We start from the raw sequence: 24668 nt of genomic DNA on the forward strand, positions 1-24668 counted from the left end.
GCCTGGCGCCTGCGGTCACCGCAGGCTTCGTTCCGGGGGAGGGAAGAAGCCGTGCCATCCGTCTCAGTTCTGCAGCTCGACGACGTGCCGGCGCGGGAGCGATTCGACTTCTGGTGGCAGGCCGTCGCCGAATCCGTGGTGTCGGTGGACGCCACCAGCGATCGAGCCGGGGACTTCTGGGCTGAGATGCGTACCCTCGATCTCGGCATGGTTCAGCTCTCACAGGTCCGCTGCGTATCCTTCGACGCGCGCAGAGGCGCGAGTCACATCCGGCGTTCCGATGCGGACCTCTATCAATTGGCTGTGACCGTCCGAGGCCGATCAGGCCTGTGCCAGAACCAACGGGACACCCGCCTGGAGCCCAGCGATCTGGTGCTCTACGACACCGCTCGCAGCTTCCTCGCCTGGACGGTGAGCGAAGGGCCGAACGCCGCCCCTTCGCATGGACGTCGCGGCGAGGTAGCCGAGGGGATGATTCTCCGGTTTCCCCACCAGGCTCTGCCGCTTCCCGTCGCCATGGTCGAACCTCTGCTCGCGGTACCGTTACCGGGACGCGACGGTGTCGGCTCGTTACTCGCCGGGCTGCTCCATCGCCTCATCGCTCAGCCCGAGTGGTCGGCCTGTGACCTCACGCGGCTGTCCACCATCCTTCTGGACCTGGTCGCGGCTCTGCTGGGCCAGCGGCTTGACGAGGACGCCTCTGCCTTCCAAGCCGATCCCCACCATGTGCTGATCCTTCGCATCAAGGCCTTCATCGAGGAACGGCTGGGCGATCCGGAGCTGACGCCCTCGATCATCGCCGCCGGCCACTACATATCCGTACGCCAACTGCACAAGCTCTTCCAGAACGCCGGGCTCACTGTCGGAGGATGGATTCGCGAACGCCGGCTCGAACGCTGCCGCCGCGACCTGGCCAACCCCCTCATGGCTCACCTTCCTGTCGGGACCATCGCCACTCATTGGGGATTCACCAGCCAATCTCATTTCAACCGCGTTTTCCAGCAGGCTTACGACGCCTCCCCCGCGATGTACAGGCGTCTGGTTCGTGAACACGGGAGCTCGGCGCCCTGACCCTTGCGCTGAGGGGCAATGCTCCTGCGCTCGCAGGCGACCGCCGCGCACGCGTATCCCTCTGGTTGCAGCGACCTTTATCGAGACAACGCCTACTGGTACAACTGCACCAAGGGAACGGGATCATTCCGCGCCGTCGTGCGCTGCTACAGAATCGGCCATTCGACATACGCGACCAGGTACGGCGTCTGGGAGCGGATCGGCGAGGGCCCGTCCAGAGCCCAGTGCCTGTCCAGCGAAGAGACCTCGTCCGGTTACGGAGAACGCAGAGACTAGAAGTTTGCGCATGAGGCCGACCCAGACGCCTTCGCCACTGCCCTGCGCCAGGTGCCGGCCGATTGGGGCGCATCACCACGGTCGCGACAGCGGGCCCGTGGCCGTCATGGTCTGACGGTCACGGGCCCGCTGGTCGGTCGGTCAGCGCCAGTTGCCGGCGAGGGGGATGTCGTCGGTGTTGCCGAAGGCGAAGCCGATCTCGGCGTCGCCGGGGGTGTTGTCGTTGCGCAGCAGGAAGAACCTGGTCTCCGGCCGGTACACGCCGATCGTGGTGTACCGATCGCTGTTCCAATTGCCGGTCAGCGGCAGATCGTCATGGTTACCGAACTGCACCGCGCGGGGATTCGACGTCGAAACATCCGAGTTCACCAGATAGAACGTGGCGTTGCCGGGCCGGTAAACGCTCACCGAATCGTCGCCGTCACCATCCCAGTCACCCACCACCGGCAGGTCCTCGTCGTTGTTACCGAAATGCACCACCCGGTCAGCCGGACCCGCCCAGTTGCTGTTACGCAGATAGAACGTCGAATTACTCGGCCGATACACCCCGACCGTGTCAACACCGTCCCCGTCCCAGTCACCCGCGATCGGCACATCACCCGGATTACCGAACACGAACCCGATCTCCGCATCACCCCGCGTATTCGAGTTCCGCATGTAGAAGAACCGCGTCTCCGGACGATAAACACCGATCGTCGTCGTCCCATTACCGTCCCAGTCACCCACCAGCGGCTTGTCTCCAAGATTGCCGAACTGCACCGTGATATCCGCCGGACCCGCCCAGTTGTTGTCCCGCAGATAGAACGTCCCGTTCTCCGGCCGGTACACGCCCGCGGTGGCGGAGGTGACGGAGAGCGCGCCGGGCGGCGACACGTAGCCGGAGATCAGCACGTCGCGGGCGCCTGCCCGGGCAGTGGCGGGGTTGATGGACCGCTTCGCCACGCGGTTGTTGTAGTTGCCGTCGATCGTGGTGATCGTGCCGTCGCCGTGGACCGTGTGGACGATGGACACGTGGCCGCCGGTGCCGGAGCCGGGCTCGCCGTACACCACGATGTCGCCCGGTAGTGGCTTGCCGCCGCTGGAGCGGCGTTTGAACAGGCCTCGGTCGGCTCCCCAGGAGCCGATCGCGGTCGCCACGTACGTGGTGCGCGGTCCGCCGGCCACGCCGGCGCGCTCCCAGACCCAGGTGGCGAACATCGCGCACCAGTCAGCACATAACGGGCCGTACTTCTGGCACTGGTTGCCATCGCCGGTGGTGCCCACCTCGGCGTTCGCGGTGGCCGCGATGACGCCGCGACTCGGTGCGGCGTTCGCCGCCGCCGCCTGCGGAACGGCCAGTTCGTATGCGGCGGTGCCACCCAGGGCCACGGCCACACTGAGCATGAGGGCGGCGATGCGGCTCGCCGGCCTTCGGTACGTCGTCAACATGTTGGACTCCATTTCAGGTACGTCAGCGCCAGTCGCCGACGAGGGGGATGTCGTTGGAGTTGCCGAAGGCGAAGCCGATCGTGGCATCGCCGGGGGTGTTGTCGTTGCGCAGCAGGAAGAACCTGGTCTCCGGCCGGTACACGCCGATCGTGGTGTACCGATCGCTGTTCCAATTGCCGGTCAGCGGCAGATCGTCATGGTTACCGAACTGCACCGCGCGGGGATTCGACGTCGAAACATCCGAGTTCACCAGATAGAACGTGGCGTTGCCGGGCCGGTAAACGCTCACCGAATCGTCGCCGTCACCATCCCAGTCACCCACCACCGGCAGGTCCTCGTCGTTGTTACCGAAATGCACCACCCGGTCAGCCGGACCCGCCCAGTTGCTGTTACGCAGATAGAACGTCGAATTACTCGGCCGATACACCCCGACCGTGTCAACACCGTCCCCGTCCCAGTCACCCGCGATCGGCACATCACCCGGATTACCGAACACGAACCCGATCTCCGCATCACCCCGCGTATTCGAGTTCCGCATGTAGAAGAACCGCGTCTCCGGACGATAAACACCGATCGTCGTCGTCCCATTACCGTCCCAGTCACCCACCAGCGGCTTGTCTCCAAGATTGCCGAACTGCACCGTGATATCCGCCGGACCCGCCCAGTTGTTGTCCCGCAGATAGAACGTCCCGTTCTCCGGCCGATAGACCCCGGCCGTGTCCACGCCGGCCCTGGACCACATCCGGTTGGCGATGATGACCGCGTCACTGGCCTGTTCGGCGTAGCGGTCCCGGTACTCCGCCGCGGGCCGCTGCACGTCCGCCGCGACCGTGCCGATCGGGGCGGTGTTCCAGGAGCCGTTGGGGTAGAGGCGCTGCATCTCGTTGAGGAAGATGCCGGTCGCGGTCGCGGGGTTGGTCCGTGCGGCGTAACTGCCCCATATGTCGCGTTGCTGGTACAGGCCGACCGAGTCACGGTCACCGCCGTCGAGGTTGGCGATGCTCGTCTCGACGATCACCGTGGCGATGGCGATCGCGGCGGCCCGCTGGTTGAAGCCCCGGTTGCGGACCTCCTGCACCACGGCCCGCGCGCAGGAGGTGTTGTACGCGGTCATGTGGCCGCGCATCTTCTTGGTCAGGAGCGGATTGAGCGCGGCGGCCATGGCGCCGTCGGCGGCCGTCGGGCCGCCGGACACACACGGCAGCGCGGCGAGTGCGGCGACAGCCTGAGGTGATAAATCTGCCGGGTCCGTCGGTTCCTTCGGATCCGCCATCGCGACCCCCGCCGACATGAGCGCGGCAGTGGCGGCGGCGGTGAAGACGATGACGGCCTTGCGAAACGTCGGTTGGAAATTCCACGTGCACTTGCCCATGAGTTCCTCCGTGGTCTGGACCGGCGCCTGTCGCGCCATGCCGACCACGGTTCATCCGGCCTCTTCAGCTTCGCTGCACCGCGCCTGTAGGGGTGGGTAGTCCGGCTGTAGACGTGCTGCTTTCACGCGCCAGGCTGCGTGGCCAGTTCCAGCTGTTCGCGGCTGCCGTATCGCTGGAAGGTCGCGACCGCCGACGCGTGGAGCTCGGCAGCCGTGTCGAGGTCGCCGTGTCGGCGACAGACCTCGGCCCGGTCCCGGTCGGTGCGGGCGCAGAACAGATCCAGGCCCATCGCTGCCCACTGCTCGCGCGCGGCGTCGAGGTGGGTCGCGGCCTGGTCCAGCTCCCCCGCGGCCAGGTGCAGCTCACCGATGGTGCGGGTGGTCAGCGCCGTGCCGAAGCGGTCGCCGAGAGCCACGCACACCGCGAGCGCCTGCCGCAGGGTCTCGGTCGCGAGTGCGTACTCGCCCTGCCGGATCTGGACCTTCGCCAGGCACTGCAGGCCGTACGCGGTGAGCAGTTGATCATTGCTCTCCCGCAGCACGGCGATCGCCTCCAGGGCGAGACGCTCGGCCGGTCCGAGGTCGCCTCGCGCCCGGTGCACCATCGCCATCGAGCGCAGGGTGAGACCCTCGCCGCGGCGGTCGCCGATCCGGCGATAGGCCGCCAGTGCCTGGTCCAGCGCCGCGTCCGCGCGAGCGAAGTCGCCCACTTCGCGGTTCACGTACCCGATGCCGTACGAGCACTCGGCCAGGCCGGCCTGGTCGTCCAGCTCGGCGCACAGGTGGCCGGCCTGTTCGAAGAGCTCGAGCGCGTCCCGGAACCGGCCTCGCTCACGGTGGGCGGTGGCGATCCCGATCAGGCAGTCAGCCTGTCCCCGCAGGTCGCCCTGTTCGCGGAACATCGCCAGCGCCTGGCCGTAGAACACGGCGGCGTCGTCGAGACGGTCCTGTTCGTAGCGGAGCAGGCCGAGCCCGCGAAGCAGGCTCGCCTCGCTCGCTCGGTCGCCCGCCGACCGCGCCGCCTCAAGGGCGGCGTCATGGGTACGCCACCACGCGTCGAAGGCGTTGCGCAGCCGAAACGACGACAGCAGCAGCATGCTCAGCCGGCACGCGAGCCGATGCAGACCGAATCGACTGGCCAGCTCCACGGTCTGGACGAGCAGCCACCGCTCCTGCTCCAGCCAGGTCTGCACGTCGGCCGGCGATCCGGCGGCGTCGCCCGGTGCTCGGGTGCCCAGGTCGGTGAGGAGGTTCAGCAGGTATCGCGCCAGCCGCTCGATCGCCTGGCACTGGTCCGCCGGCCCCTCCTCCGCGTCGGCGCGTTCCCTGGCGAAGAGCCGGATGAGATCGTGCATGCCATAGCGCACCTGCCCGTCGAGGTCCACCCCGATCGCGTCCACGAGCTGCGCGTCGGCCAGCCGCTCGACGATGTGCTCGGCCCTGGCCTCGGTGTGGTCGAGCAACGGGGCGAGCAGCCAGGGCGGGAACTCCCCGACGGCGACCACGCCGAGCCGGCGAAATGCCAGTCGAAGCGGATCGGGCAGGCTGGCATAGCTCAGGTGCAGGCTGGCCCGGACCTCCAGATCACCGGCCACCAGCTCATCCAGGCGGCGATGCTCGTCACGCAGCCGGGCCGCCAGCACGCTCAGCGGCCACCGCTGCCGCACCGCCAGCCGGGCGCCGACCGTGCGGACCGCCAGGGGCAGCCCGCCGGACAGCCGCGCGATCTCCGCGGCGGCCTCGGGCTCGGCGGCCACCCGTGCCGCCCCGACGAGCTGGGCCAGCAGCCGTAGCGCGTCGTCGGGCTCGAGTACGTCCAGGCCGAGGCTGCCGTCGAGGTCCAGGCCCGCCAGCGCCGCGCGGCTGGTCAGCAGCGTGGCGCTGCCGCCGTGCGCCGGTAACAGCGGCCGGATCTGGTCCTCCGGCCCGGCGTTGTCGAGCACGATCAGGATGCGCCGTCCTGCGATCCGGCTGCGGAACAGGCCACTGAGCTCCTCGACAGGGTCGGGCAGCCGGGATGCCGGTTCGCCCAGCGCACGCAGGAACGCGCCGAGGATCTCCTTGGTCTCCTCGGGCCCGGTGCCGCGGAAGGCCGCGTACAACTGACCGTCCACGAAGACGTCGCGAACCGCGTGCGCGGCCGCGATCGCCAGGGCGGTCTTGCCGCTGCCGGCCTTCCCGGAGATCGCGCAGCAGACCTGCCGCTCGGCCGTCATCGCGCTCAGCAGGATGGTTCGCAACTCCGTCAGCTCGTCGTCGCGCCCCACCAGGTCGCCACCCGCCGGAGGCAACTGGCGTGGCACCTGGGGCACCTGCAGCGGCACACTGGTCGTCGTCGCTCGGTCGAGCTGCGGGCTTTCCACCGACGCGGCGGCGAGCCCGGCCGACGGCTCGGGACGGGTGATAGCCAGGTCCTCAGCCAACGGGGCTTCCAGGGCGGGGTCGGCGGTCAGGATGGCCTGGTGCATCCGGCGCAGCTCCTGGCCGGGGTCGATGCCCAGCTCGGCCTGGAGCACGTCGCGCGCCTCGCGATAGGCCTCCAGCGCGTCGGCCTGCCGGCCAAGCCGGAACAGGGCCAGCATCTGCTGGGCGCGCAAACCCTCCCGCAAGGGGTATCTCTTGACGAGCGTGGCCAGTTCGGCCGCCAGCGGCCCCGAACGGCCGAGCCGTAACTCCGCGCTGATGCGTTCCTCGAGAACATAGAGCCGCAGCTCCTCCAGGCCGTCGGCGGCCTGTCTCAGCACGGGCGTCAGCAGGCCGTTCAGCGCTGGTCCCCGCCAGATCGCCAGCGCGTCCCTCAGCAGTTGCGCCGCCTCGTGGTGGCGCCCAGCGGCGGCGGCCGCCCGGCCCTTGGCCGCCAGCGCCTCGAACCGGTTGATGTCGATGTGCTCGTGATCCACCTCGAACAGGTAGCCGGGTGCACGGGTGACGATGGTCTCGCGGTCGCCGACGTGGAGCACTCTGCGCAGGTTCGACACATATGTCTGTACGAGAGCCGCCGCGGTCGCCGGTGGGGCATCGCCCCACACCGCGTCGACCAGACTCGATATCGACACGACCCGGTTGGCGTGCAGCAACCCAGCCGCGAGAAGGGCTGTCGGCTTGCCGGCGGTCAATTCGAGTTGCCGGCCATCGAGCCACACTTCGGGCGAGCCCAGCAGGCGGAACTCCACCCAATTCCTCCGCATTCATATCAGGATATCCGCATGAGCAGCAGTTTGCCCGGATAGCGCTCGGTTATCAACGCCTTAAAAATACCGATGTAAGCGGCATAACGGTTGAATGCGGCCATGAGTTCGCCGGTGCGTCAAGGATCCTGGCGGACTTCGGCGCGCTGCACGGGGGCGGCGCCGATGCAGGGAAACTAGAGCGATTCTCCAGGATCCCAGGTCACGCTCTTGCTGGTGTCCGAATTGAGCTGGTTGGAGGATCTGGTGGCTGACCTTGTGCTGCTCGCTGATGAGCGGATTTCCTCGGTGCGCGTGCGTGAATGCGATGAGCCGCTGGTAGACCTGCGAGAGGTCGGCGAGATCGAGATGGACGGTCGACAGGCCGACCTCGACGGAGCGTATGCCCGGGTGCGACTCGGCGCGCTGCAGCGGTTGCGGCTCGCTCAAGCCTCCTTGCCCGGCGGGTACCGGCTGGTTGTGGTGGAGGGATATCGGCCGCCTGCGCTGCAGGAGAGGTACTTCGCGGACCGGGTCGCCTTCCTGCGCGAGCGGCACCCGGATTGGTCGGCGGCGGAGGCACACCGTCAGGCGAGCCGCTATATATCGCCGCCGGCGGTGGCTCCCCATACGACGGGAGGCGCGGTCGATCTGACGCTACGCGGTCCGGACGGCCGGCTGTGCTGGATGGGCACGGAGGTCAATGACTCGCCGGAGGAGAGCCAGGACGCTTGCTATACCGACGCGGAGAATATCTCCGCCGAGGCTGCCGCCAACCGGGCGATACTACGCGGCGTACTGGCCGGAGCGGGGTTCGTCAACTACCCCACCGAGTGGTGGCACTGGTCAACTGGAGACAGATACTGGGCGTTCACCGTCGGCGCGACACACGCCCACTATGGCCCGCTGGTCCAAATGCGCAGTGACCTCGATCCATGACGGACGCCACCCGGCTCCCGGCGGCCCGGTGACGACGGAGGCGCCCACCCCTTCCGGCCACGACCCGATCCACGGCGTCAGTTACCTTGCGAGGGGATTTGAAAGGCGGGAGACTTCATCTCACGGGACCATGGGAAGAGACATGAGCAGAGAGCGCTTACTGCGCACGCTGGGCATCGCCGCGACCATCGTGGGGCTCTTCATCGGCTTCTCCCCCATTCCGCACAATGGCGACAATACATGCGGAAGCGCGTTCGCCCCTGACGGCTACTTCCAGTGTCCCGGTGAACAGAACGCACGGTTCATGCTCGCCTTCATCTTCCTCATTCCGGGCCTGATCATGATCATCGCTGGGAGACGTAGCGCGGGCAAGAAGCATGGGGGCGGCAACCCCGCTCCTGGGGGTACGAGTGTCCCCGCACCCGTCGTCCCGGGCGTGGTCGCCGCTTGGCCGGAGCAGTGGCAGCCAGGGGACCTCGTCATCGACATCCGCGGCCGGATGTTCGTCCGGGCGTCCGGCGAAGATGAGGGGTTCGGTCGGCCCTGGGGTTATCCGAGGCACGACACCCTCGACATGTCCGGCCGGCCTGTGGTCCCGGAGGGGGCCGTCGAGGAGCATGAGCCCATCCGGCCGCTGACACTGTTGGTGCGCCACGGTCGTCCGCTTCCGCCCCTCCATCCCTAGGGTGAGGGGCGGCCGTCGACCGTCCGACACGTGCCGTTCCGACGACCAGTAGAAGTCAGCGGCGGTGATTTCCGCGCGTCACCTGAAGTCTCAGTCCTACGACGATGACGAGCATCACTTCGGCCAGCAGGTTAGGAGCCAGATCGCCGAAGGAATGGCCGGGCGTATTGAGCCACTCGATGAGAGATCCCGTCGCGACAGCGACGAGGGCCATATAGGTGAGCACTCCGAAGAGCTGGCTTGAGAAGACTCGGGTCGCACCCGCGACAGTGCGAACGAAGACGCGCGGAAGGGGATCTTTGAAATTGAAGGACAAGATCTCCTCGATCGCCTGCCAGACACAAGCATAGGTGCGGGTGGAAAGATACCTCCCCGAAGCCTCATACTTGAACCCGCCAGGGGCGGAGATCTGCTGGGCGATACTTGCCATCTTCCGCTGGACAGCGAATCCGATGAACCTTGTCAGCGGGAAAAGCTTGGCGCACGATTGGATCAGATAGATCTGCCACGGCACTCGGACGTAGTCCTGTGCACCGTATCGAGTGTACTCGTGGTTCGCCTCCGACTGACCGCCGAACTCACTGGAAAGGGCCGAGAATAAATCCTTCCAGCAGGACTGCAACTGTCTCCGCTCAAGCTCGGCATCATAGGTCGCGAGGACCAGTAGCACGAAGCATCGGACGTAGATGTCGCTCCCGCTGCTCACATACTCCCGGAGGTACCGCCAATCCTCAGGCCGGGTGGGCAGGTTGTTCGCCGCCAGGCAACGCAGCGCATGAGCCGTGGCCAGCGGGTTCGGGCTCCCTCCTTCGCTGCCGACCGCGTACCCTGATGGATCCGTCCTCGCACCCTCGAGAGCCTTCTGCACCAGCGTCAACGTCTCGGACCTGAGCGCGATGACCGGACTCACATGCGAAATGGCAAAACCTATGTCAGCCATTCTGAAGACATCTGACTTCTGCAGCCGAATCCTGCGCGCAACCAAGTCTCTGTAGACGGCGCCACTCACCGAGGCCTTCTCGGCCTGGCTACGGTTGACGACATAGTAGATCAGCTTCGACACCTTGTCATTGACCGCAGGGTCCGTCGTGGCGCGACGGGCAAGGATGTGAATGGTAGCCGCAGTGCCGTAAAGCCCGCGCTGTTCGTAGTCAGGATGGTCGAGATACTGCCCCGAAGCCAGGGCGTTGCCCGGGAGCCGACCGACCTCTTCTCCCAGACGCAACTCGATCCGCCGCTCGATCTCGGACTGAGCATCCCTCAGGATCTGGCGCGTCAGCAACTGTCTCATCCTTGATTCGCACACGCCCGAACACAGACCGCTCTCCGAAGCCGACTTCTAGAGATTCTCGAGAACCGTCGCGATGGGACCTCTGGCACTGGGAATAAGGTCTAGATCGAGGACCTCATGTTTTTCGAACCAACCGTACCGTTCGATGAAATCGTCCTCGACATGTCGGCTCATGTCCACATCAGCATTGTTCGCCATACAAAGCCTGGCGACAGCGATGACCGTCGTGGCATCCCATTCGCCGCCCAGCCGCCATGACCACAGGGCCAGCGGACGTCCGGGATGCACCTTCAGTCCCACCTCTTCGTGGACCTCTCGGACAAGCGCCTCATCGGGTGACTCGTCCTGCTGCATCCGGCCGCCTGGCAACTCCCATTTCCCAGGCTGGTACGGATCATCGCGACTCTTCCTGACGAGGAGCAGCCTGCCCTGCCACTCGATGACGGCCTTCTGCGCAAACTGCACGAACATCAGGTCCTCCCGGTGTCCCTGAGGCTGCGAGGCGACTGGATCAGGTCCGACACCGCTTTTCGGGGGGACTTGTCCTCTGAGGTCTTCCAGGAAGCGGAATCGTCTGAGATGAACGGCCTCCGCCTCCGGGTCGCGAGCAGCCGCAAGCTGTGTACGTAATTCGCGATCACGGGCACGAACAATTTTTCTTTCGTCAACGCTGACTCTCGTCGGCACAGCGACATGCTCAGAAACATAGCCAAATTCGGGCATGAGACCGCATGTAATACTCTCGACAGTGGTCGTCAGATCAGTGTCGGCAGAGTTCTTGTACACGGCCACGCGATCCTGCCGGATCGGCCGGTCGAGATTGTTCCACAGCGAAGAGAGGGACGCTGCCGATCGGGCCTGGTCCTGGCGATAGAATTCCAGAGCGGCTGACGTCCACTTCAACCCGGTGCGCTCGCACACCGGGGCCATGGCGCCCTCTGGATCCGCGACGAGATCTTCATATCGCAGAGTCAGCCAATTGTCATCCTCGACTGTTTTCCGCCCTTTTAGGGCGGCCTCCTGGTCTTCCAGCCAGCGCAGTGCTATCGCTTTCGGATCCTTCGGACCGATGGGTGCGCGAGAGAATGAGGCGGCCACGTCGCGTGGGTCGCGGACGAGGTGCAAATACAGGATCGGTAAGTCGGTGGCGTTCAGCTGATCGATGAAGTGGACGTTCTCCAGACACTTGCTGACCCATAAGTCCTTGTGCAAACAGCGGGCGTGGGCATCGTAGAAAGCCAGAACAGCGTGGGCCAGCGTTGATCCGTCCATCTCGGCGATGACCGCCGGCAGGCGGCCGGGGATACGAGGCCAGGTGAGAGCGTTGAGATCGGCGAGGTGGCTCATGTCCGCGGCCAGGCGCCTCTTGTTCCAGGGCTCACGTAACGAGCCGTATCGCGAGGCCAGGTCCTGGAGATCTCTCAACTTGTGCGCCGAAGGAGGTGCGAACACTCCGGGAAGCGAGCCCAGCAGAAGCCGAAGCAGATTCGAACCGGAGCGCTGAGTGCCGACGATCTGGACACGCCTCACGTCCAGCACCTCCGCACACCTGGCAGGGCTTCGCGGAGTATGCCGGCGGCCACTTCTGGAGGGAGCGGGTTCAGGTAGACGCCCAGCCCCAACTCCATGCCACCAGGCCTCTTGAGGGTCTTCATATCCTTGTGGAGCGGAACGAGCTCTATTCTCAAGTGATGCGAGGAATCGCCCCTGGGCGCCTGCATGACATTGATCAGATATGGCGGCATCGCACCTCCATAGGTCGAACGACATAGTTGCAGGCCTGTGTGCAGACAGTCGGCCAAGGAGGCGGCCTCATCGAGCGACAGCGATGCCAGGTCCGGGCGATGGGCCTTTGGTGCAATGATCATCTCGAAGGGCAGTCTCGCCCATGGAGGCACCTGGATCAGAGCGTGGCCTGGCATCGCGACCGTTAATTCTTGCTCCACAGCAGAATCACAGACGGCACAAGAACCGGCATCAGAGGTGAGAGTCAGTCGCCTTGGAACAAAGGGTAATCCAACGAGCTGACCATGCGGATGGGCAACCGTTGGTCCAAAATGGCCGCCCACGGACTCGAAGGCGAAAACCGCCTTGACCGAAGGATTGCCGAAAAGATCGGACGTCTTATGCGAGACCATTTCCAGGAACTGCCGGGTGACCTCAGCCGGAAGCTCACCCAGCCTCTGAGAGTGGGAGCTGCCGTACACAAGAACCCAGTGCAGCTGCCCTTGGGGGCGTGCGACCCCCTGGTCCAGCGCGATCATGGGGTGTTTACTCGGCACCAGTCGAACCCCACTGCCGCCGACACCAGGACAGAATGGACATTCGGCGATTAAGGCGGCATCAGGTTGGATATCCACCTGCGCTGCCAGATCACGGCGGCCCGGAACGCGAAGGAGCCACTCATGCTCAACAGGACTCCACGTCACTGTTGGTTCGCTTGGCATGTGTCGTCCCGTGCGGCCGGTGCTGGCGTTACCTGGTGACTGCCCATTCAAGCTCGAGTGTAGCAGCGAGTGGATAAGTGCAAAGGAATTCGGGAAAACAACGGGGGATGTCGCTGGGGATCGACCCGCCTTGGTATGGTCAGCTATGGCATCTCTGTTCAAAGGCGAAGCGATATCAGGCCTGGACATTCGCGACGTCAGCGCAGCCGACAGGACACCACTCCCCCCTGTCGCCGCAGCCGAGGACGATGTCGATCAGTTGCAACTCTGGAACGAATATCATCGTAAATACTGGAACAGCGAGGAGCGGATAAAACCGACTCCCCCGGCCCTGCTCCTTGCCGACAGTTTGAGCCGTGGTCAGCGAATTCTCGAACTGGGGTGCGGAAGCGGGAGGGATGCCGTCTTCCTCCAGGGAAGGGGGCACTCGGTCACGGCCACGGACTTCTCAGAGTTCGCCATCGAGGCGAACATCAGCTTTCATGAAGCCTCTGGAGTGGTCTTTTCCGTCCAGGATCTGCGGACACCGCTGACCTTCTCCGATGCGGACTTCGACGCAGTCTACGCGCGCCTTTGCTTACACTACTTCCCGGACGGTATCACCCGGGAAATCTTCCGTGAGATACATCGCGTCCTGCGCCCTGCCGGAAAGTTCCTGTTCACCTGCCGGTCCACTGACGACCATCTTTACGGTCAAGGAGACGAGATCGGCCCCGAGCTCTTCCGCAGCGGAGGTCAGATTCGACACTTCTTCAGCCAGGAGTACACCAAAGACGTTCTCTCCGGTGAAGGGCTCTTCGCCATTGACAGCCTCACGGTCCGCGACGAGCTGATCTACAACAGTCACGCCAATGTCGTGCAGTGCCTCGCGGTACGCTCCTGAGACTAGCCGGCCAGCTTGTTCCTGGCATTGATCAACTGATCTCGGATGGAGAGGGCGTCAGCCCAGCGCACGCAGTCACGCCAGCTCCACAGGGTTCTGGATCCGGTCGCATGCGACACCACGCGCCTGAGATATTGGGTGGCACAGGCCGGGGCATGGACTCCGAAAACCTGATCCGGCTCCCGCCCGAACATGAGATAGGGCCTGCCGGCGAAACTCTCCAGCACTCCTTCATACGACGCGAATGACTCGACCTCAGGGTAATCGCGCGCAACATAGGGCAGAATATCGAAGTCCCCTGGGACCAGGTGTAGGTGAGCATGGTCAATGCATGCTCCCGCGTGCCTGGCGAATCTTTCGGCCCCGTGCTCGAAATAAGAAATCGGACCGTAGGCTTTCCTCAGCAAGGATTCGGCGTCGCGCTTGACCGAATCCAGCTCATCTCGCTCAGACTTCGACAGGGCGGCGAGTGAGGAGACATGGCTTTCGGTGATGATGAGCATGTGCCCTTCCGCGAGCGGGGCGGTGTCCAGAACCACCAGGAAGGACCTGCTACGGAGGATTACCTCATCGGCGCCACTGTCCGCGCGGAAAAGATGCTCCCACACAGGTGATCGTCCGTCTGATATCAAAACGCAGAAGGGACATTCGAGAGCTCCGTCGAGCATGACCACTCCACACCGTCTCGATGAAGATTCCGATCATCTGGCCCTATCTTCACCCGACATGACGAAGCGGAAAGTTCTGAAGTTGCTACCTTGAGATGGCGTGACGGCCACATTTGTGATCACCCGTGCGCCCTGTCGCTGAGCGCCCTCTCAGAAGGGCCAGAAGATCAGCAGCAGGGTGAGGCCGAGGCTCAATGCCATGAAGGCCGGTGTCCTGGGGTCGCGGGCGGCCTCGCGGCGTGCGGAGATCACCAGTGCGGCCAGCATGGCCAGCGCGCCCAGCAGGTGCAGGCCGTACCAGACGGGAATCGGGACCGTGTCCGGGAAGTTGTCGGCGGAGCCGTGGCCGGTGAGGTTGCCGAGCAGGCCCAGGCCCAGGCCGAGCAGCGCGAACGCGTACCGGAACCGGCCGAGCAGGGCCCAGACGACGGTTCCCACCACGAGCAGGGAGGAGAGCTGGGTGTGCAGTTGCCGGAAGAGCAGGCCATGGGGCGCGTCGAAGCTCATCGTCAGCAGGGAGTCGTAGGCCCTGGTCATCATGGTGCCGCGGAGCGGCTCGTAGGAACCGGTGTAGGGCACGAGTTCGCCGCTGGGCGTGTAGTGGAAGGCCAGGAAGCCGCCGGTGAGCAGGACCAGCAGGAAGCAGTAGATCAGCATCTCGCCCACCAACTGCCTCGCCCGTTCCATTCGGCATATTTCACCATAAGTACGTGCCTGTCAGGGGGTCGTGCAGTCGGGGTAGTCCTGATCCGGCACACACCTCAGGTGCGGGGTGATGTCGTCCCTCCCCGGCGTCACCGACATCAGCCACAGCGGGCGCCGCAACGCGTCGTGGTCGACGGCGTCCTCGGAGAAGGCGATCGTCCCGGTCGCGCCTTCGATGTCGAGGCCGCGCAGGTTGTAGTGAACGCCTGACCGCAGGATGCTGCCGCCCCCCTGTGCCTGGAATTTCGCGAAAGCCTCGGTCACGGCCAGCGTCATGTCGTAGGCGAGTCGCGCGCGGTCCAGCGCGAGCGGTATGGACCCGCCCACCTTGCTTCTGTACTCCTTCTCGAAGGTCTGCCCATGAGGGGTCCGCCTCGCGGACGTGCTGCTGCTCCGCCGGAGATCCATGAGGGCCACGAATCGCACGTTGAGGCCGTGCTCCGACCCGTTCTCCCTGGCTCGCTGGATTTTCTCGGACAGTATGTTGGTGACGTCGTCGCCCGTGAGAAGGACCACGTCGTTCTTCACGCAGTGGCTGCTCCAGGAATCATTGAGGGTCAGAAAGTCGGCCGCGCGTCCGGTGAAGTACAGGACCTTCTCGTCTCCTTCACAGGCTTTCCGCACCGCAACCTGCAGGCTCTGCCCGTCATGGAAGTCGTACATCTTGTAACGGCCCGTATAGACACTGCTGAAGCGGTCGGCCAGGTCATTGCTGTACAACTCCTTGGCGTCCTTCTGCCAGATCACCGCCACCGGCGGGTCAGGGGGCAGTTCGGTGCCGTCGTGGCCCGGCAGGCCCAGCCTGAGCCAGTGCGCGGTGACCATGGCCTGGACGGCGTTGCTGGGCGGCAGGCGGAAGAAGTAGGGGGATCGGCTTTCGCCGAGCATCGCCACCCTGTCCGCGGTGGCCGTCGAGCTGATCATGGGGATCTGCGCCGCGCCCATCAGCTCGATCGCTCTCTGCACCTCCACCCGGCTCCAGCCGAGTCCGACCACGGCGGCGATGGAGTCATCCCGCTCCGCCCGGCGCACGATCTGGCCGGCCGCGATCTCCGCGTGCGCGTGGTCCTGCCCCGAATTGGCGAACTCGACGTACATCTTCCACGCATGGTTCTGCTCGTTGTGGGCGCTCTGCCGGGCGAGGACGCCGACGAGCTCCGCGGCGGCGCCCACGAGCTGCCTGCCGTGGTCGGGGCCTCCTTTGACGGTGAGCGCGCCGAAGTAGACGACGCGGAAGACCTTGTCGCCGGGCCTGACCTCCTGGTTGAGCTCGACGATCCGCTCCAGGATGGGCCGCAGCGCCGGGTCGAAGTCGTCGTAGGAGTCGGTCAGCCCGATGCACTGGTCGTCCGTGCTGACCAGCGGCGTTTCGCAGGCACTGAAGGCGGCCCAGCCCGGCACCGCGAAGGGCGCCAGGGCCACCAGCCCCGTGACCACCCAGTGGGCGAGGGCGGGCCTCCGGGACGTCACCAGCGGCTTCGGCCGGGGCTGATCGGCGGGCCCGTCGTCCCTGACGGAGAAGTAGGGGCAGAAGGGGGTGTGTCCGGCCTGGTCCCGCCACCTGCCGTAGACGTCCTCCAGGCTCTCCTCGCCGGCGGCGAACCGTACCGGAGAGTGCGCGTGAGCGTCGAGTTCGGCCGACAGTTCGGGGGCGGCGGCCACGACCAGCAGCGGGGCCTTCTCGCCGGTCCGCACGACGATGTCGTGCATGGCCGTGATCAGTTCCCAGCCTGCGGTGCCGGGCCGCACGTCATGGAGGATGAGCACGCTGTACGAGCTCCGCGCCCAGCCGGGCCAGAACGGCCTGCGGCGATAGGCGATGCGCAGGTCCTGGAGAAAGGCGTGCACGAGCAGCCGGTTGGTCAGGTCAGGCTTCGTGTTGACCTGCTCGCTGATTTTCCGCATGTAACCGGCGAGATGATCCCGGGGTCCGCGCCGGATATAAGGCTGCTTGCGGAACCAGCTGTATTTGAAGGTTCCGCTCGACCACCAGCGGGACAGGATGGTGGCCGACATGTAGGCGATGACGACGCTCCCGACGAGCACCCCCAGCATCGGAAGTCCGGCCGTGTCGGCGAGCGCGGTCAGGACCGCCGTCATGAAGGCGGTGCCGATGGCGGAGGCGACGACGAAGCGCATCTTGTATTCGAGTCGCGCCTGCCAAGAGTGCCATGGCGTCCGTTTCTTGAGCCAGCTTTTCAGCTGCTCGTCGAAGGCGTCATCCCGTTCCCGGACAGAACCGTCTCTGGCGGCGCCCGCGTTCCCTTTCTTGATGGCCCACAGCACGATCTGCGTGAGGGGGAAGCGTGGCGCGGGAAGACGGGACCCGGGGACTCTTCGCCCCAGGTCGCCGGCTGCTCCCGCCACCAGGCCGATCAATTCATGGAGGTCCCCGGGGTCTTTCTTGATGTCGGCATGCGGGACACGCGTGTCGAATAAATCGCTGAGGGCCTGCGCCTCGCCGGCGGCATCCCTACCACCAAGAACCACAATAGGCGGAAATTTCTCCCGCTGCCAGATATGTGGCCTTCTAACCATTTTAGGAGCAAGAGTCCGGAATTGGGAACTCATCGCTTCTCCCTGGGTCCCGGGCGATATGATCTTTCATGAGGTTGATATCGCCCTGCGCACTCTGGCTGGGAATTATAAGACGCCTTGTCGCGCCCAATAATGGATTTACCGTGAAGACCCCTCTGCCGCGTGGCGATGACAGTGATGTTCCAATCGCGTTATCGTTGCTACCATGGAGCGAGATCTCACGCGTGAGCGGATCATCAAGGCGGCCTCCGACCTGCTCACCAAGGGCGGACGCGACGCGGTGTCGACCCGGGCGGTGTGCGCCGCGGCGGGGGTGCAGTCGCCGACGCTCTATCGGCTCTTCGGCGACAAGCACGGACTGCTCGACGCGGTGGCCAGCCATGAGTTCGAGAGCTACCTGGCCGGCAAGACGGCCCTGGCCGAGACCGACGACCCGGTCGAGGACCTGCGGCACGGCTGGGACCTGCACGTCAGCTTCGGCGTCGCCAACCCGGCCTGCTACTCGCTGGTCTTCGGCGAGGCGCGGCCGGGCACCGAATCGCCGGCCGCCCGGAAGGCCGCCGCCGTGCTGGCGGCGAGGATCCGGCGCATCGCCGAGGCGGGCCGGTTGCGGGTCAGTGAGGAGCGCGCGGCGCATCTGGTCCACGCCACGGGCAGCGGCATGACGTTCACCCTGATCTCGCTGCCGGAGGAGCGGCGCGACCCGGCGCTGTCCGTCATGGCGCGCGAGGCGATCATCGCCACGATCACCACCGGCGAGTCCCCCACCGCCGAGGACGGCCCGACCGGCATAGCGGTGGCCCTGCGCGCGATCGCCCCCCAGCTGACCATGCTCTCCCCCGCCGAGCGCGCCCTGCTCACCGAGTGGATGGACCGCGTCGCCGCATCCGGGGGGTGACACCCCCCGCTTTAGCAATGACAACAACTAGGTGTTGCCAACGCCACCATGACGCCGTTACTGTCGTGGTGTTGTCACTGCTACCACCGAAGAGGTGGAACCATGAGCCTGAAAGCGCATACCGTGGCCGCCCTCGCCACGTTGACCCTCATCACCGGCTGCTCGGCCACGGCGTCCAGCGCCCCCGCACAGCCGGTGCTCGGGCGGATCACCGAGCTGGCGTCCGGGCTGGACATGCCGTGGGGGCTGGCGTTCCTGCCTGACGGTTCGGCCCTGGTCTCCGGTCGCGCCTCCGGCCGGATTCATCGCATCCCCGCCGAGGGCGGCACCCCGGTGCTGGTCGGCGAGGTGCCCGAGGTCGCCCAGAGCGCCGAGGGCGGGCTGCTCGGGCTCGCCGCCTCACCCCGCTTCGCCGACGATCGCACCGTCTACGCGTACGTGTCGTCGTCGCCGACGAACCGGGTCGTGGCCCTGCGCATCGCCGAGGACCTGGGATCGCTGCGCCAGGAGCGGATCGTGCTGGACGGCATCGGCACGGCGAACCGGCACCACGGCGGTCGCCTGCGCTTCGGCCCCGACGGGAACCTGTGGATCGCGACCGGCGACGCCTTCGACCCACCGGTCGCGCCCAGGCGCGACAACCTCAACGGCAAGGTGCTGCGGATCAGGCCGGACGGATCCATCCCTGAGGACAACCCCTTCGACACCCCGGTCTACTCCTACGGCCACCGCAACGTCCAGGGCCTGACCGTGGGCCCCGACGGCACGATGTACGCCTCCGAGCTGGGTCTCAACGACTGGGACGAGGTCAACGTCATCCGCGTCGGCGAGGACTACGGCTGGCCGGAGGCCGAGGGCCCGGACGGCGAAGGGGGCACCCGGCCGCTGTTCTGGCTGCCGCCGGCCGAGGCGTCACCGTCCGGCATCGCCTACGCCGACGGCGCGCTGTGGATGGCCGGGCTGCGCGGGCAGCGGCTGTGGCGGTTGCCGGTCGAGGGCGGAGAACGTACCGGAGAGCCCGTCGCGTTCCTCACCGAGCAGTACGGACGCCTGCGCACCGTGGAGGTCGCGCCCGATGGGGCGCTCTGGGTGACCACGTCCAACACCGATCAGGCGACGCTCGGCGGCACCCCCTCCGGCGAGGGTGACGACCGCATCCTGCGCATCGAACCCCTTCCCGTGAGGTGAACATCATGCAGAACTCCGACCCCACGCGGCGTACCGTGATCAAGGTGGGCGCGGCCGTCGCCGCCGTCGCGGCGGCACCGGCCTTGCCGGGCGCGGCAGAGGCCGAGCCCGTCACCAGCGTCACGGACACGGCGCCGGTATCCCTGAAGGTCAACGGCACGGCACACAAGCTGGAGCTCGAACCCCGCGTCACCCTGCTCGACGCGCTGCGCGAGCGGATCGGCCTGACCGGCACCAAGAAGGGCTGCGACCGCGGCGAATGCGGCGCCTGCACGGTCCTGGTGGACGGGCGGCGGATCAAGTCGTGCCTGACCCTGGCCGTCATGCAGCAGGGCCGCGAGATCACCACCGTGGAGGGCCTGGCCCGTGGCGACGCGCTGCATCCGATGCAGGCGGCCTTCATCAGGAACGACGGGTTCCAGTGCGGCTTCTGCACCCCCGGCCAGATCATGTCGGCCGTCGCCTGCGTCAACGAGGGGCACGCCGGGTCCGACGACGAGATCCGCGAATGGATGAGCGGCAACATCTGCCGGTGCAGCTGCTACCCGAACATCGTCGCCTCCGTCCGCCAAGCAGCCAAGGAGATGACCTGATATGGACGCGTTCGCCTACACTCGCGCCGACCGGTCCGAGCGCGCGGTCCGCCTCGCCGCGGACCCCGGAGCGCGTTACATCGCCGGGGGCACCGACCTGCTCAACCTGATGAAGGACGGCGTGCAACGGCACGACCACCTGATCGACATCAACGCGCTGCCGCTGGCGGGCGTCCGCGAAACCAACAGCAGGATCGAGCTCGGGGCGATGAGCCGGATGAGCGACGTCGCCCTGCACCAGGCCGTACGCCGCAGGCTGCCGGTCCTGTCACAGGCGCTGCTCGCCGGCGCCTCACCGCAGGTGCGGAACATGGCCACACTCGGCGGCAACCTGCTGCAACGAACACGATGCTGGTACTTCCGGGACCCCACCATGCCGTGCAACAAGCGCGAGCCCGGCAGTGGCTGCCCGGCCCTGGCAGGCCAGAACCGCTGGCACGCCATCGTCGGCGGCAGCGGCCAGTGCATCGCCGTGCACCCCTCCGACCTGGCCGTCGCCCTGACCGCCCTGGACGCCACCGTGCGTACGCTCAGCGCCGAAGGCCCCCGCGCCATCCCCATGGCCGACTTCTACCTGTCCCCGGGAGACACCCCCCATCTGGAGACCGCCCTGCGCCAGGGCGAGCTCATCACGGGCATCGACGTACCCGTCACCGACCTGGCCGCCGGCTCGCGTTACCTCAAGGTGCGCGACCGGGCCACGTTCGAGTTCGCCGTCGTCTCCGTCGCCGCCCTGATCCGGCTGCGCGGCGACGAGGTCCGCGAGGCCCGCCTGGCCTTCGGCGGCATCGCCCCTCGCCCCTGGCGCTCGGCCGAGGCCGAGCAGGCGCTGGTCGGCCGCCCGCTGAACGCCGCCACGATCAAGGCCGCCGGCGAGGCCCTGGTCGTCGACGCCCAGCCGCGCGAGCACAACGCCTTCAAGGTCCCCCTGGTCCAGCGGGCCCTGTCCGACATTCTTGACCAGTTCAGGAGGAACCGATGATCGGCCGACCGGTCAGCCGCGTGGACGGCGTCGCCAAGGTCACCGGCGAGGCCCGGTACGCCGCCGACGCCGAGGTGCGCGGGGTGACCCACGCGGTCCTGGTCATGAGCGCTGTCGCGCGGGGCCGGATCACCGCCGTCGACACCGCCAGGGCGACCGCCGCGCCGGGGGTGCTGGGCGTCTTCACCCACCAGAACCTGGACCGCCTCGCCCTCCCCAGCCCGGCCGTCGCGTTTTTGAAGCGGTTCCTGCCCGTACAGGACGACCAGATCCGGCACGCGGGCCAGCCCGTGGCGATCGTCGTGGCGGAGACCCTGGAGCAGGCCCAGCAGGCGTCCGGCCTGGTCGGCGTCACCTACCAGGACGAGCCGCCCCGGGTCGTGCTCGCCGAGAACATGGGCGAGGCGTACGTGCCGCCGGACACCAACGACGGCCACAACGACTATGTACGCGGTGACGTCGCCGCCGGCCTGGCCGCCGCGCACACCGTGACCGAGGCCACGTACACGACTCCGATGCAGCACCACAACGCCCTCGAACCGTCGGTCACGGTCGCGGCCTGGGACGGCGACCGGCTGACCGTGCACGAGTCCACACAGAGCATCTCCAACACCCAGAAAGCGCTCATGCAGGCTTTCGACCTCCCCGACACGAACGTACGCGTCCTCTCGCCGTACCTGGGCGGAGGTTTCGGGGCGAAAGGCCCGGTATGGCCGCACACCGTGCTCACGGCGGCGGTCGCACGCCAGGTCGGGCGGCCGGTCAAGCTGGTGCTGACGCGGGCGCACGCGTACACCTCCAACGGGCACCGCGCCGAGACGCACCAGGTGCTCCGCGTGGGCGCCGCCCGCGACGGGCGGCTCACCGCGATCCAGCACACGGTCACACAGCAGGTGTCGCGCACCGAGGACGCGCTGCTCAACAGCTCGGAGCCGACCCGGATCCTGTACGCCTGCCCGAATGTGCGCTCAACCCAGCAGGCCGTACGGCTCGACCTGCCGATGGGCAGCTTCGCCCGGTCGCCGGAGACCGCGACCAGCCACGCCCTGGAGTCGACGCTGGACGAGCTGAGCTACGCGCTCGACCTGGACCCGATCGAGCTCAGGGTGCGCAACTGGTCGGCGATCAACCAGGAAAGCAAGGTCGCCCACGGCAGCAACCACCTGCGCGAATGCTACGAGCGGGGCGCGGAGCGCTTCGGCTGGTCGCGGCGTGACCCCCGGCCGGGTTCCATGCGCGACCGCGACGGGCTGATCGGCTGGGGCATGGCCACCGCCGCGCACACCGCCGGCGGCCGGCCGGGCTCGTCGGCCACCGTGACGATCGGCGTCAACGGCACCGCGCAGATCCGGTCGGGCACGCAGGAACTGGGGACGGGCACGTACACGGTGATGCGCCAGCTCGGCGCCGAGGTGCTGGGCATGCGGCTGCGCGAGGTCCGCTTCGACCTCGGCGACTCGGCCTACCCGGCGGCGTTCGCGTCGGCGGCGTCGGCGACCGTGCCGAGCGTCGGCGGCGGGGTCGTCCGGGCCGCGACCGCCGCGCGCGACCAGGTGATCGCGCTCGCGGTGGCCGATCCGGACAGTCCGCTGCACGGCGTCGCCCCCGATCAGGTCAGCGTCGGCGACGGGTACCTGTTCCTCACCGAGCGGCCGTCGCGGCGGGTCGGGTACCGGCAGGTGCTGCGCCGCCACGGCAGGCCGATCGAGGCGACCAGCGAGGCGGTCTTCGCGCCGCTCGGGTACTCGGTCGGCGCGACCTTCGTCGAGGTGCACGTGGACCCCGTGCTGGGGCGGGTCCGGGTACGCCGCATCGTGGGGGTGTTCGACTGCGGCCGGGTTCTCAACCATCGCACCGCCCGCAGCCAGGCGATCGGCGGCGCCATCTGGGCGATCGGGATCACGCTCAGCGAGCACACCCTGGTCGACCCGAGCCTGGGGCGCATCGTCACCCCCAACCTGTCCGGCTACCTCGTCCCGGTCAACGCCGACGTACCGGACATCGACGTCAGCTTCATCGACAAGCCCGACCCGTCCAGTCCGGCGCTCGGCGCGCGGGGCTTCGGTGAGACGCCCGCGACCGGGGTGACCGCGGCCATCGGCAACGCCGTGTACCACGCGATCGGCCACCGCATCCGGGACCTGCCGATCACTCAGGACAAAATCATCGCCGCGCTGTCCTGACCACCTCTGGACAACATGCTGTAGATCTGACAGAAGGGGTACGCGCACCGAAGATCACGAACAGGAGCAACCCCCGATATGTCATCACTGAACACCGCCGGCACCACGACCCTGCTGGACCGAGCTCGCGCCCTGCGCCCGCTGATCGAGCGGGAGGCGGCCACGGCGGAGGCCCAGGGCAAGCTCACCGCCCCCGTCGTGGACGCCCTACACGAAGCAGGACTTTTCGGCGTATGGGCGCCCACCGCGCTCGGCGGCGCCGAGCTCTCCCCCCGGGAGCTGATCGCCGTCTTCGAGGAGCTCGCGTACGCCGACGCCTCGACCGGCTGGGTGACCATGATCACCACTCTGGAGAACGGCACCGCCGGCGCCTACCTGGGCGACGACGCCGTCGAACGGATCTTCGCCGGCCCGCGCATGCCGCTCTTCGCGGGCCAGGGCACCCGGCCGGGCACCGCCGTCCGCGAGGCCGGCGGCTTCCGCCTCAGCGGCCAGTGGAGCTTCGCGTCCGGCATGCCGCTCGCGGGCTACGTGCACAGCCTGGCCGCCGTGGAGGGCACCGACGAGCTCCGGATCTGCATCACCCCGATCGACGACGTCAAGATGCTCGGCAACTGGGACGTCCTGGGCCTGCGCGCGACCGGCAGCATCGACTACGCCATCAACGGCGCGTTCGTCCCCGAGTCGCAGACCCATCTGTTCGCGTGCGACGAGCCGCTGCGCGGCGGCGCGATCTACCGGCTCGGCCTGCTCGACCAGGCGCTGATCTGCCACTCCGCGTGGGCGCTCGGCGTCGGCCGCCGGCTCCTGGACGAGCTCGCCGGCTACGCCCAGGCCAAGGCCGGGCGGCCCGGCCAGATCGCCGGCAGCGCCGCCTTCCACACCGACTTCGCCCGCGCCGAGGCCCAGCTCCGCGCCGCCAAGGCGCTGGTGCAGGAGACGTGGGGCGACGTGGAGGCCACCCTGGACGCGGGCGGCCGGCTGAACGTGCGGCAGGAGACGATGGTACGGCTGGCGCTCAACCACGCCACGTCGACGGCCGTCGAAGTATCCCGGTTCGTGCACATGACGGGCGGCACCTCGGCGGTGCGCGACGGGCTGATCCAGCGACTCTTCCGGGACGTCCACACCGGCTGCGCGCACATCACCTCGGGGCCGCAGGCGCTGCAGGAGTGTGGCCGTGAGCTGGCGGGCCTGGCTCCTGGCCAGTCCTGGGCGGTCTTCACCCTGGAGGGGTGACCTCGGACGGCCCGGGTCTCAGGCCCTGGGCCATGTCCACTAGTAGATGCGGTACTTCTTGCCGCAGTTGTCGAACTTGCCGGCCCAGCAGGTGTAGGTGTAGACCTTGCCGATC

At 67.0% G+C, this 24668-nt stretch carries 19 protein-coding genes; 10 read left to right on the plus strand and 9 right to left on the minus strand.

Translation table 11 applies throughout. The annotated features are described in order from the left end of the window. The first annotated feature begins 51 nt into the window (after positions 1 to 51). Positions 52 to 1071: a helix-turn-helix domain-containing protein gene (locus ACTMTF_RS36330; RefSeq protein WP_441114724.1), complete on the plus strand. Its 1020-nt coding sequence runs from the start codon at positions 52 to 54 to the stop codon at positions 1069 to 1071. Between the two features lie 417 nt (positions 1072 to 1488). On the opposite strand, the gene ACTMTF_RS36335 is transcribed toward ACTMTF_RS36330, so the two are convergent. The 3 genes from ACTMTF_RS36335 to ACTMTF_RS36345 form a co-directional block, all read right to left on the minus strand. After that, the gene (locus tag ACTMTF_RS36335) at positions 1489 to 2721 is read right to left on the minus strand and encodes a CHAP domain-containing protein (protein WP_441114725.1); all 1233 of its coding nucleotides are present in this window, start codon (positions 2719 to 2721) and stop codon (positions 1489 to 1491) included. Positions 2722 to 2797: 76 nt separating this feature from the next. Next, a complete protein-coding gene (locus ACTMTF_RS36340; RefSeq protein WP_441114726.1) occupies positions 2798 to 4195 on the minus strand; it encodes a hypothetical protein in 1398 nt (465 codons plus the stop codon). A gap of 74 nt (positions 4196 to 4269) precedes the next feature. Next, positions 4270 to 7335, minus strand: coding sequence for a BTAD domain-containing putative transcriptional regulator (locus tag ACTMTF_RS36345; RefSeq protein ID WP_441114727.1), 3066 nt, complete (start codon positions 7333 to 7335; stop codon positions 4270 to 4272). A gap of 216 nt (positions 7336 to 7551) precedes the next feature. Between ACTMTF_RS36345 and ACTMTF_RS36350 the strand changes: the two genes are divergently transcribed. Beyond that, entirely contained in the window at positions 7552 to 8253 is a 702-nt protein-coding gene (locus ACTMTF_RS36350) for a M15 family metallopeptidase (RefSeq protein WP_441114728.1), read from the plus strand. Positions 8254 to 8395: 142 nt separating this feature from the next. Further along, positions 8396 to 8938 carry a hypothetical protein gene (locus ACTMTF_RS36355; RefSeq protein ID WP_441114729.1) on the plus strand — a complete coding sequence of 181 codons (543 nt, stop codon included), beginning with the start codon at positions 8396 to 8398 and terminating at the stop codon, positions 8936 to 8938. Positions 8939 to 8993: 55 nt separating this feature from the next. On the opposite strand, the gene ACTMTF_RS36360 is transcribed toward ACTMTF_RS36355, so the two are convergent. The 3 genes from ACTMTF_RS36360 to ACTMTF_RS36370 are packed head-to-tail and all read right to left on the minus strand — an operon-like array spanning position 8994 to position 12493. Further along, positions 8994 to 10220: a hypothetical protein gene (locus ACTMTF_RS36360; protein WP_441114730.1), complete on the minus strand. Its 1227-nt coding sequence runs from the start codon at positions 10218 to 10220 to the stop codon at positions 8994 to 8996. A gap of 57 nt (positions 10221 to 10277) precedes the next feature. Continuing rightward, the gene (locus ACTMTF_RS36365) at positions 10278 to 11768 is read right to left on the minus strand and encodes a sulfotransferase (protein WP_441114731.1); all 1491 of its coding nucleotides are present in this window, start codon (positions 11766 to 11768) and stop codon (positions 10278 to 10280) included. Next, complete coding sequence (locus ACTMTF_RS36370; protein WP_441114732.1) at positions 11756 to 12493, minus strand: hypothetical protein; 738 nt, start codon at positions 12491 to 12493, stop codon at positions 11756 to 11758. Before ACTMTF_RS36370 ends, ACTMTF_RS36365 begins: the two co-directional genes overlap by 13 nt. A 328-nt stretch (positions 12494 to 12821) precedes the next feature. Here ACTMTF_RS36370 and ACTMTF_RS36375 point away from each other — a divergent pair, with 328 nt between their 5' ends. Continuing rightward, positions 12822 to 13559, plus strand: a complete 738-nt coding sequence (locus ACTMTF_RS36375; protein WP_441114733.1) for a methyltransferase domain-containing protein — start codon at positions 12822 to 12824, stop codon at positions 13557 to 13559. A 2-nt stretch (positions 13560 to 13561) separates the two neighbouring features. Here ACTMTF_RS36375 and ACTMTF_RS36380 read toward each other — a convergent pair whose 3' ends face one another. The 3 genes from ACTMTF_RS36380 to ACTMTF_RS36390 all read right to left on the minus strand — a co-directional run bounded on the left by ACTMTF_RS36380 (position 13562) and on the right by ACTMTF_RS36390 (position 17071). Then, on the minus strand, positions 13562 to 14227 hold the full coding sequence (locus ACTMTF_RS36380) for an HIT family protein (RefSeq protein WP_441114734.1): 666 nt from the start codon (positions 14225 to 14227) through the stop codon (positions 13562 to 13564). 150 nt (positions 14228 to 14377) lie between these two features. Beyond that, complete coding sequence (locus ACTMTF_RS36385) at positions 14378 to 14914, minus strand: hypothetical protein (protein ID WP_441114735.1); 537 nt, start codon at positions 14912 to 14914, stop codon at positions 14378 to 14380. 30 nt (positions 14915 to 14944) lie between these two features. Continuing rightward, positions 14945 to 17071 (minus strand): ABC transporter substrate-binding protein, encoded by a 2127-nt coding sequence (locus ACTMTF_RS36390; protein ID WP_441114736.1) that lies wholly within the window; start codon positions 17069 to 17071, stop codon positions 14945 to 14947. Positions 17072 to 17675: 604 nt separating this feature from the next. Between ACTMTF_RS36390 and ACTMTF_RS36395 the strand changes: the two genes are divergently transcribed. From ACTMTF_RS36395 to ACTMTF_RS36420, 6 genes are all read left to right on the plus strand, one after another. After that, entirely contained in the window at positions 17676 to 18368 is a 693-nt protein-coding gene (locus tag ACTMTF_RS36395) for a TetR/AcrR family transcriptional regulator (RefSeq protein ID WP_441114737.1), read from the plus strand. A gap of 102 nt (positions 18369 to 18470) precedes the next feature. After that, positions 18471 to 19556 (plus strand): PQQ-dependent sugar dehydrogenase, encoded by a 1086-nt coding sequence (locus tag ACTMTF_RS36400; RefSeq protein ID WP_441114738.1) that lies wholly within the window; start codon positions 18471 to 18473, stop codon positions 19554 to 19556. A 5-nt stretch (positions 19557 to 19561) separates the two neighbouring features. Beyond that, entirely contained in the window at positions 19562 to 20149 is a 588-nt protein-coding gene (locus ACTMTF_RS36405; RefSeq protein WP_441114739.1) for a (2Fe-2S)-binding protein, read from the plus strand. 1 nt (position 20150) lies between these two features. Beyond that, positions 20151 to 21131, plus strand: coding sequence for an FAD binding domain-containing protein (locus tag ACTMTF_RS36410; RefSeq protein WP_441114740.1), 981 nt, complete (start codon positions 20151 to 20153; stop codon positions 21129 to 21131). Continuing rightward, the gene (locus tag ACTMTF_RS36415; protein WP_441114741.1) at positions 21128 to 23314 is read left to right on the plus strand and encodes a xanthine dehydrogenase family protein molybdopterin-binding subunit; all 2187 of its coding nucleotides are present in this window, start codon (positions 21128 to 21130) and stop codon (positions 23312 to 23314) included. Before ACTMTF_RS36410 ends, ACTMTF_RS36415 begins: the two co-directional genes overlap by 4 nt. Before the next feature lie 78 nt (positions 23315 to 23392). Then, positions 23393 to 24553 carry an acyl-CoA dehydrogenase family protein gene (locus ACTMTF_RS36420; RefSeq protein ID WP_441114742.1) on the plus strand — a complete coding sequence of 387 codons (1161 nt, stop codon included), beginning with the start codon at positions 23393 to 23395 and terminating at the stop codon, positions 24551 to 24553. The last annotated feature ends 115 nt before the right edge of the window (positions 24554 to 24668 follow it).

The sequence above is a fragment of the Nonomuraea sp. ZG12 genome (assembly GCF_052068115.1).
GTDB lineage: Bacteria > Actinomycetota > Actinomycetes > Streptosporangiales > Streptosporangiaceae > Nonomuraea.

What these genes read in the sequence shown, in the direction of transcription:
- ACTMTF_RS36380 (WP_441114734.1), bottom strand. Translation starts at nt 14,227, where the DNA reads ATGCTCGACGGAGCTCTCGAATGTCCCTTCTGCGTTTTGATATCAGAC.
- ACTMTF_RS36385 (WP_441114735.1), bottom strand. Translation starts at nt 14,914, where the DNA reads ATGGAACGGGCGAGGCAGTTGGTGGGCGAGATGCTGATCTACTGCTTC.
- ACTMTF_RS36370 (WP_441114732.1), bottom strand. Translation starts at nt 12,493, where the DNA reads ATGATCGCGCTGGACCAGGGGGTCGCACGCCCCCAAGGGCAGCTGCAC.
- ACTMTF_RS36410 (WP_441114740.1), top strand. Translation starts at nt 20,151, where the DNA reads ATGGACGCGTTCGCCTACACTCGCGCCGACCGGTCCGAGCGCGCGGTC.
- ACTMTF_RS36390 (WP_441114736.1), bottom strand. Translation starts at nt 17,071, where the DNA reads ATGCGCTTCGTCGTCGCCTCCGCCATCGGCACCGCCTTCATGACGGCG.
- ACTMTF_RS36400 (WP_441114738.1), top strand. Translation starts at nt 18,471, where the DNA reads ATGAGCCTGAAAGCGCATACCGTGGCCGCCCTCGCCACGTTGACCCTC.
- ACTMTF_RS36355 (WP_441114729.1), top strand. Translation starts at nt 8,396, where the DNA reads ATGAGCAGAGAGCGCTTACTGCGCACGCTGGGCATCGCCGCGACCATC.
- ACTMTF_RS36375 (WP_441114733.1), top strand. Translation starts at nt 12,822, where the DNA reads ATGGCATCTCTGTTCAAAGGCGAAGCGATATCAGGCCTGGACATTCGC.
- ACTMTF_RS36405 (WP_441114739.1), top strand. Translation starts at nt 19,562, where the DNA reads ATGCAGAACTCCGACCCCACGCGGCGTACCGTGATCAAGGTGGGCGCG.
- ACTMTF_RS36415 (WP_441114741.1), top strand. Translation starts at nt 21,128, where the DNA reads ATGATCGGCCGACCGGTCAGCCGCGTGGACGGCGTCGCCAAGGTCACC.
- ACTMTF_RS36420 (WP_441114742.1), top strand. Translation starts at nt 23,393, where the DNA reads ATGTCATCACTGAACACCGCCGGCACCACGACCCTGCTGGACCGAGCT.
- ACTMTF_RS36345 (WP_441114727.1), bottom strand. Translation starts at nt 7,335, where the DNA reads ATGCGGAGGAATTGGGTGGAGTTCCGCCTGCTGGGCTCGCCCGAAGTG.
- ACTMTF_RS36395 (WP_441114737.1), top strand. Translation starts at nt 17,676, where the DNA reads ATGGAGCGAGATCTCACGCGTGAGCGGATCATCAAGGCGGCCTCCGAC.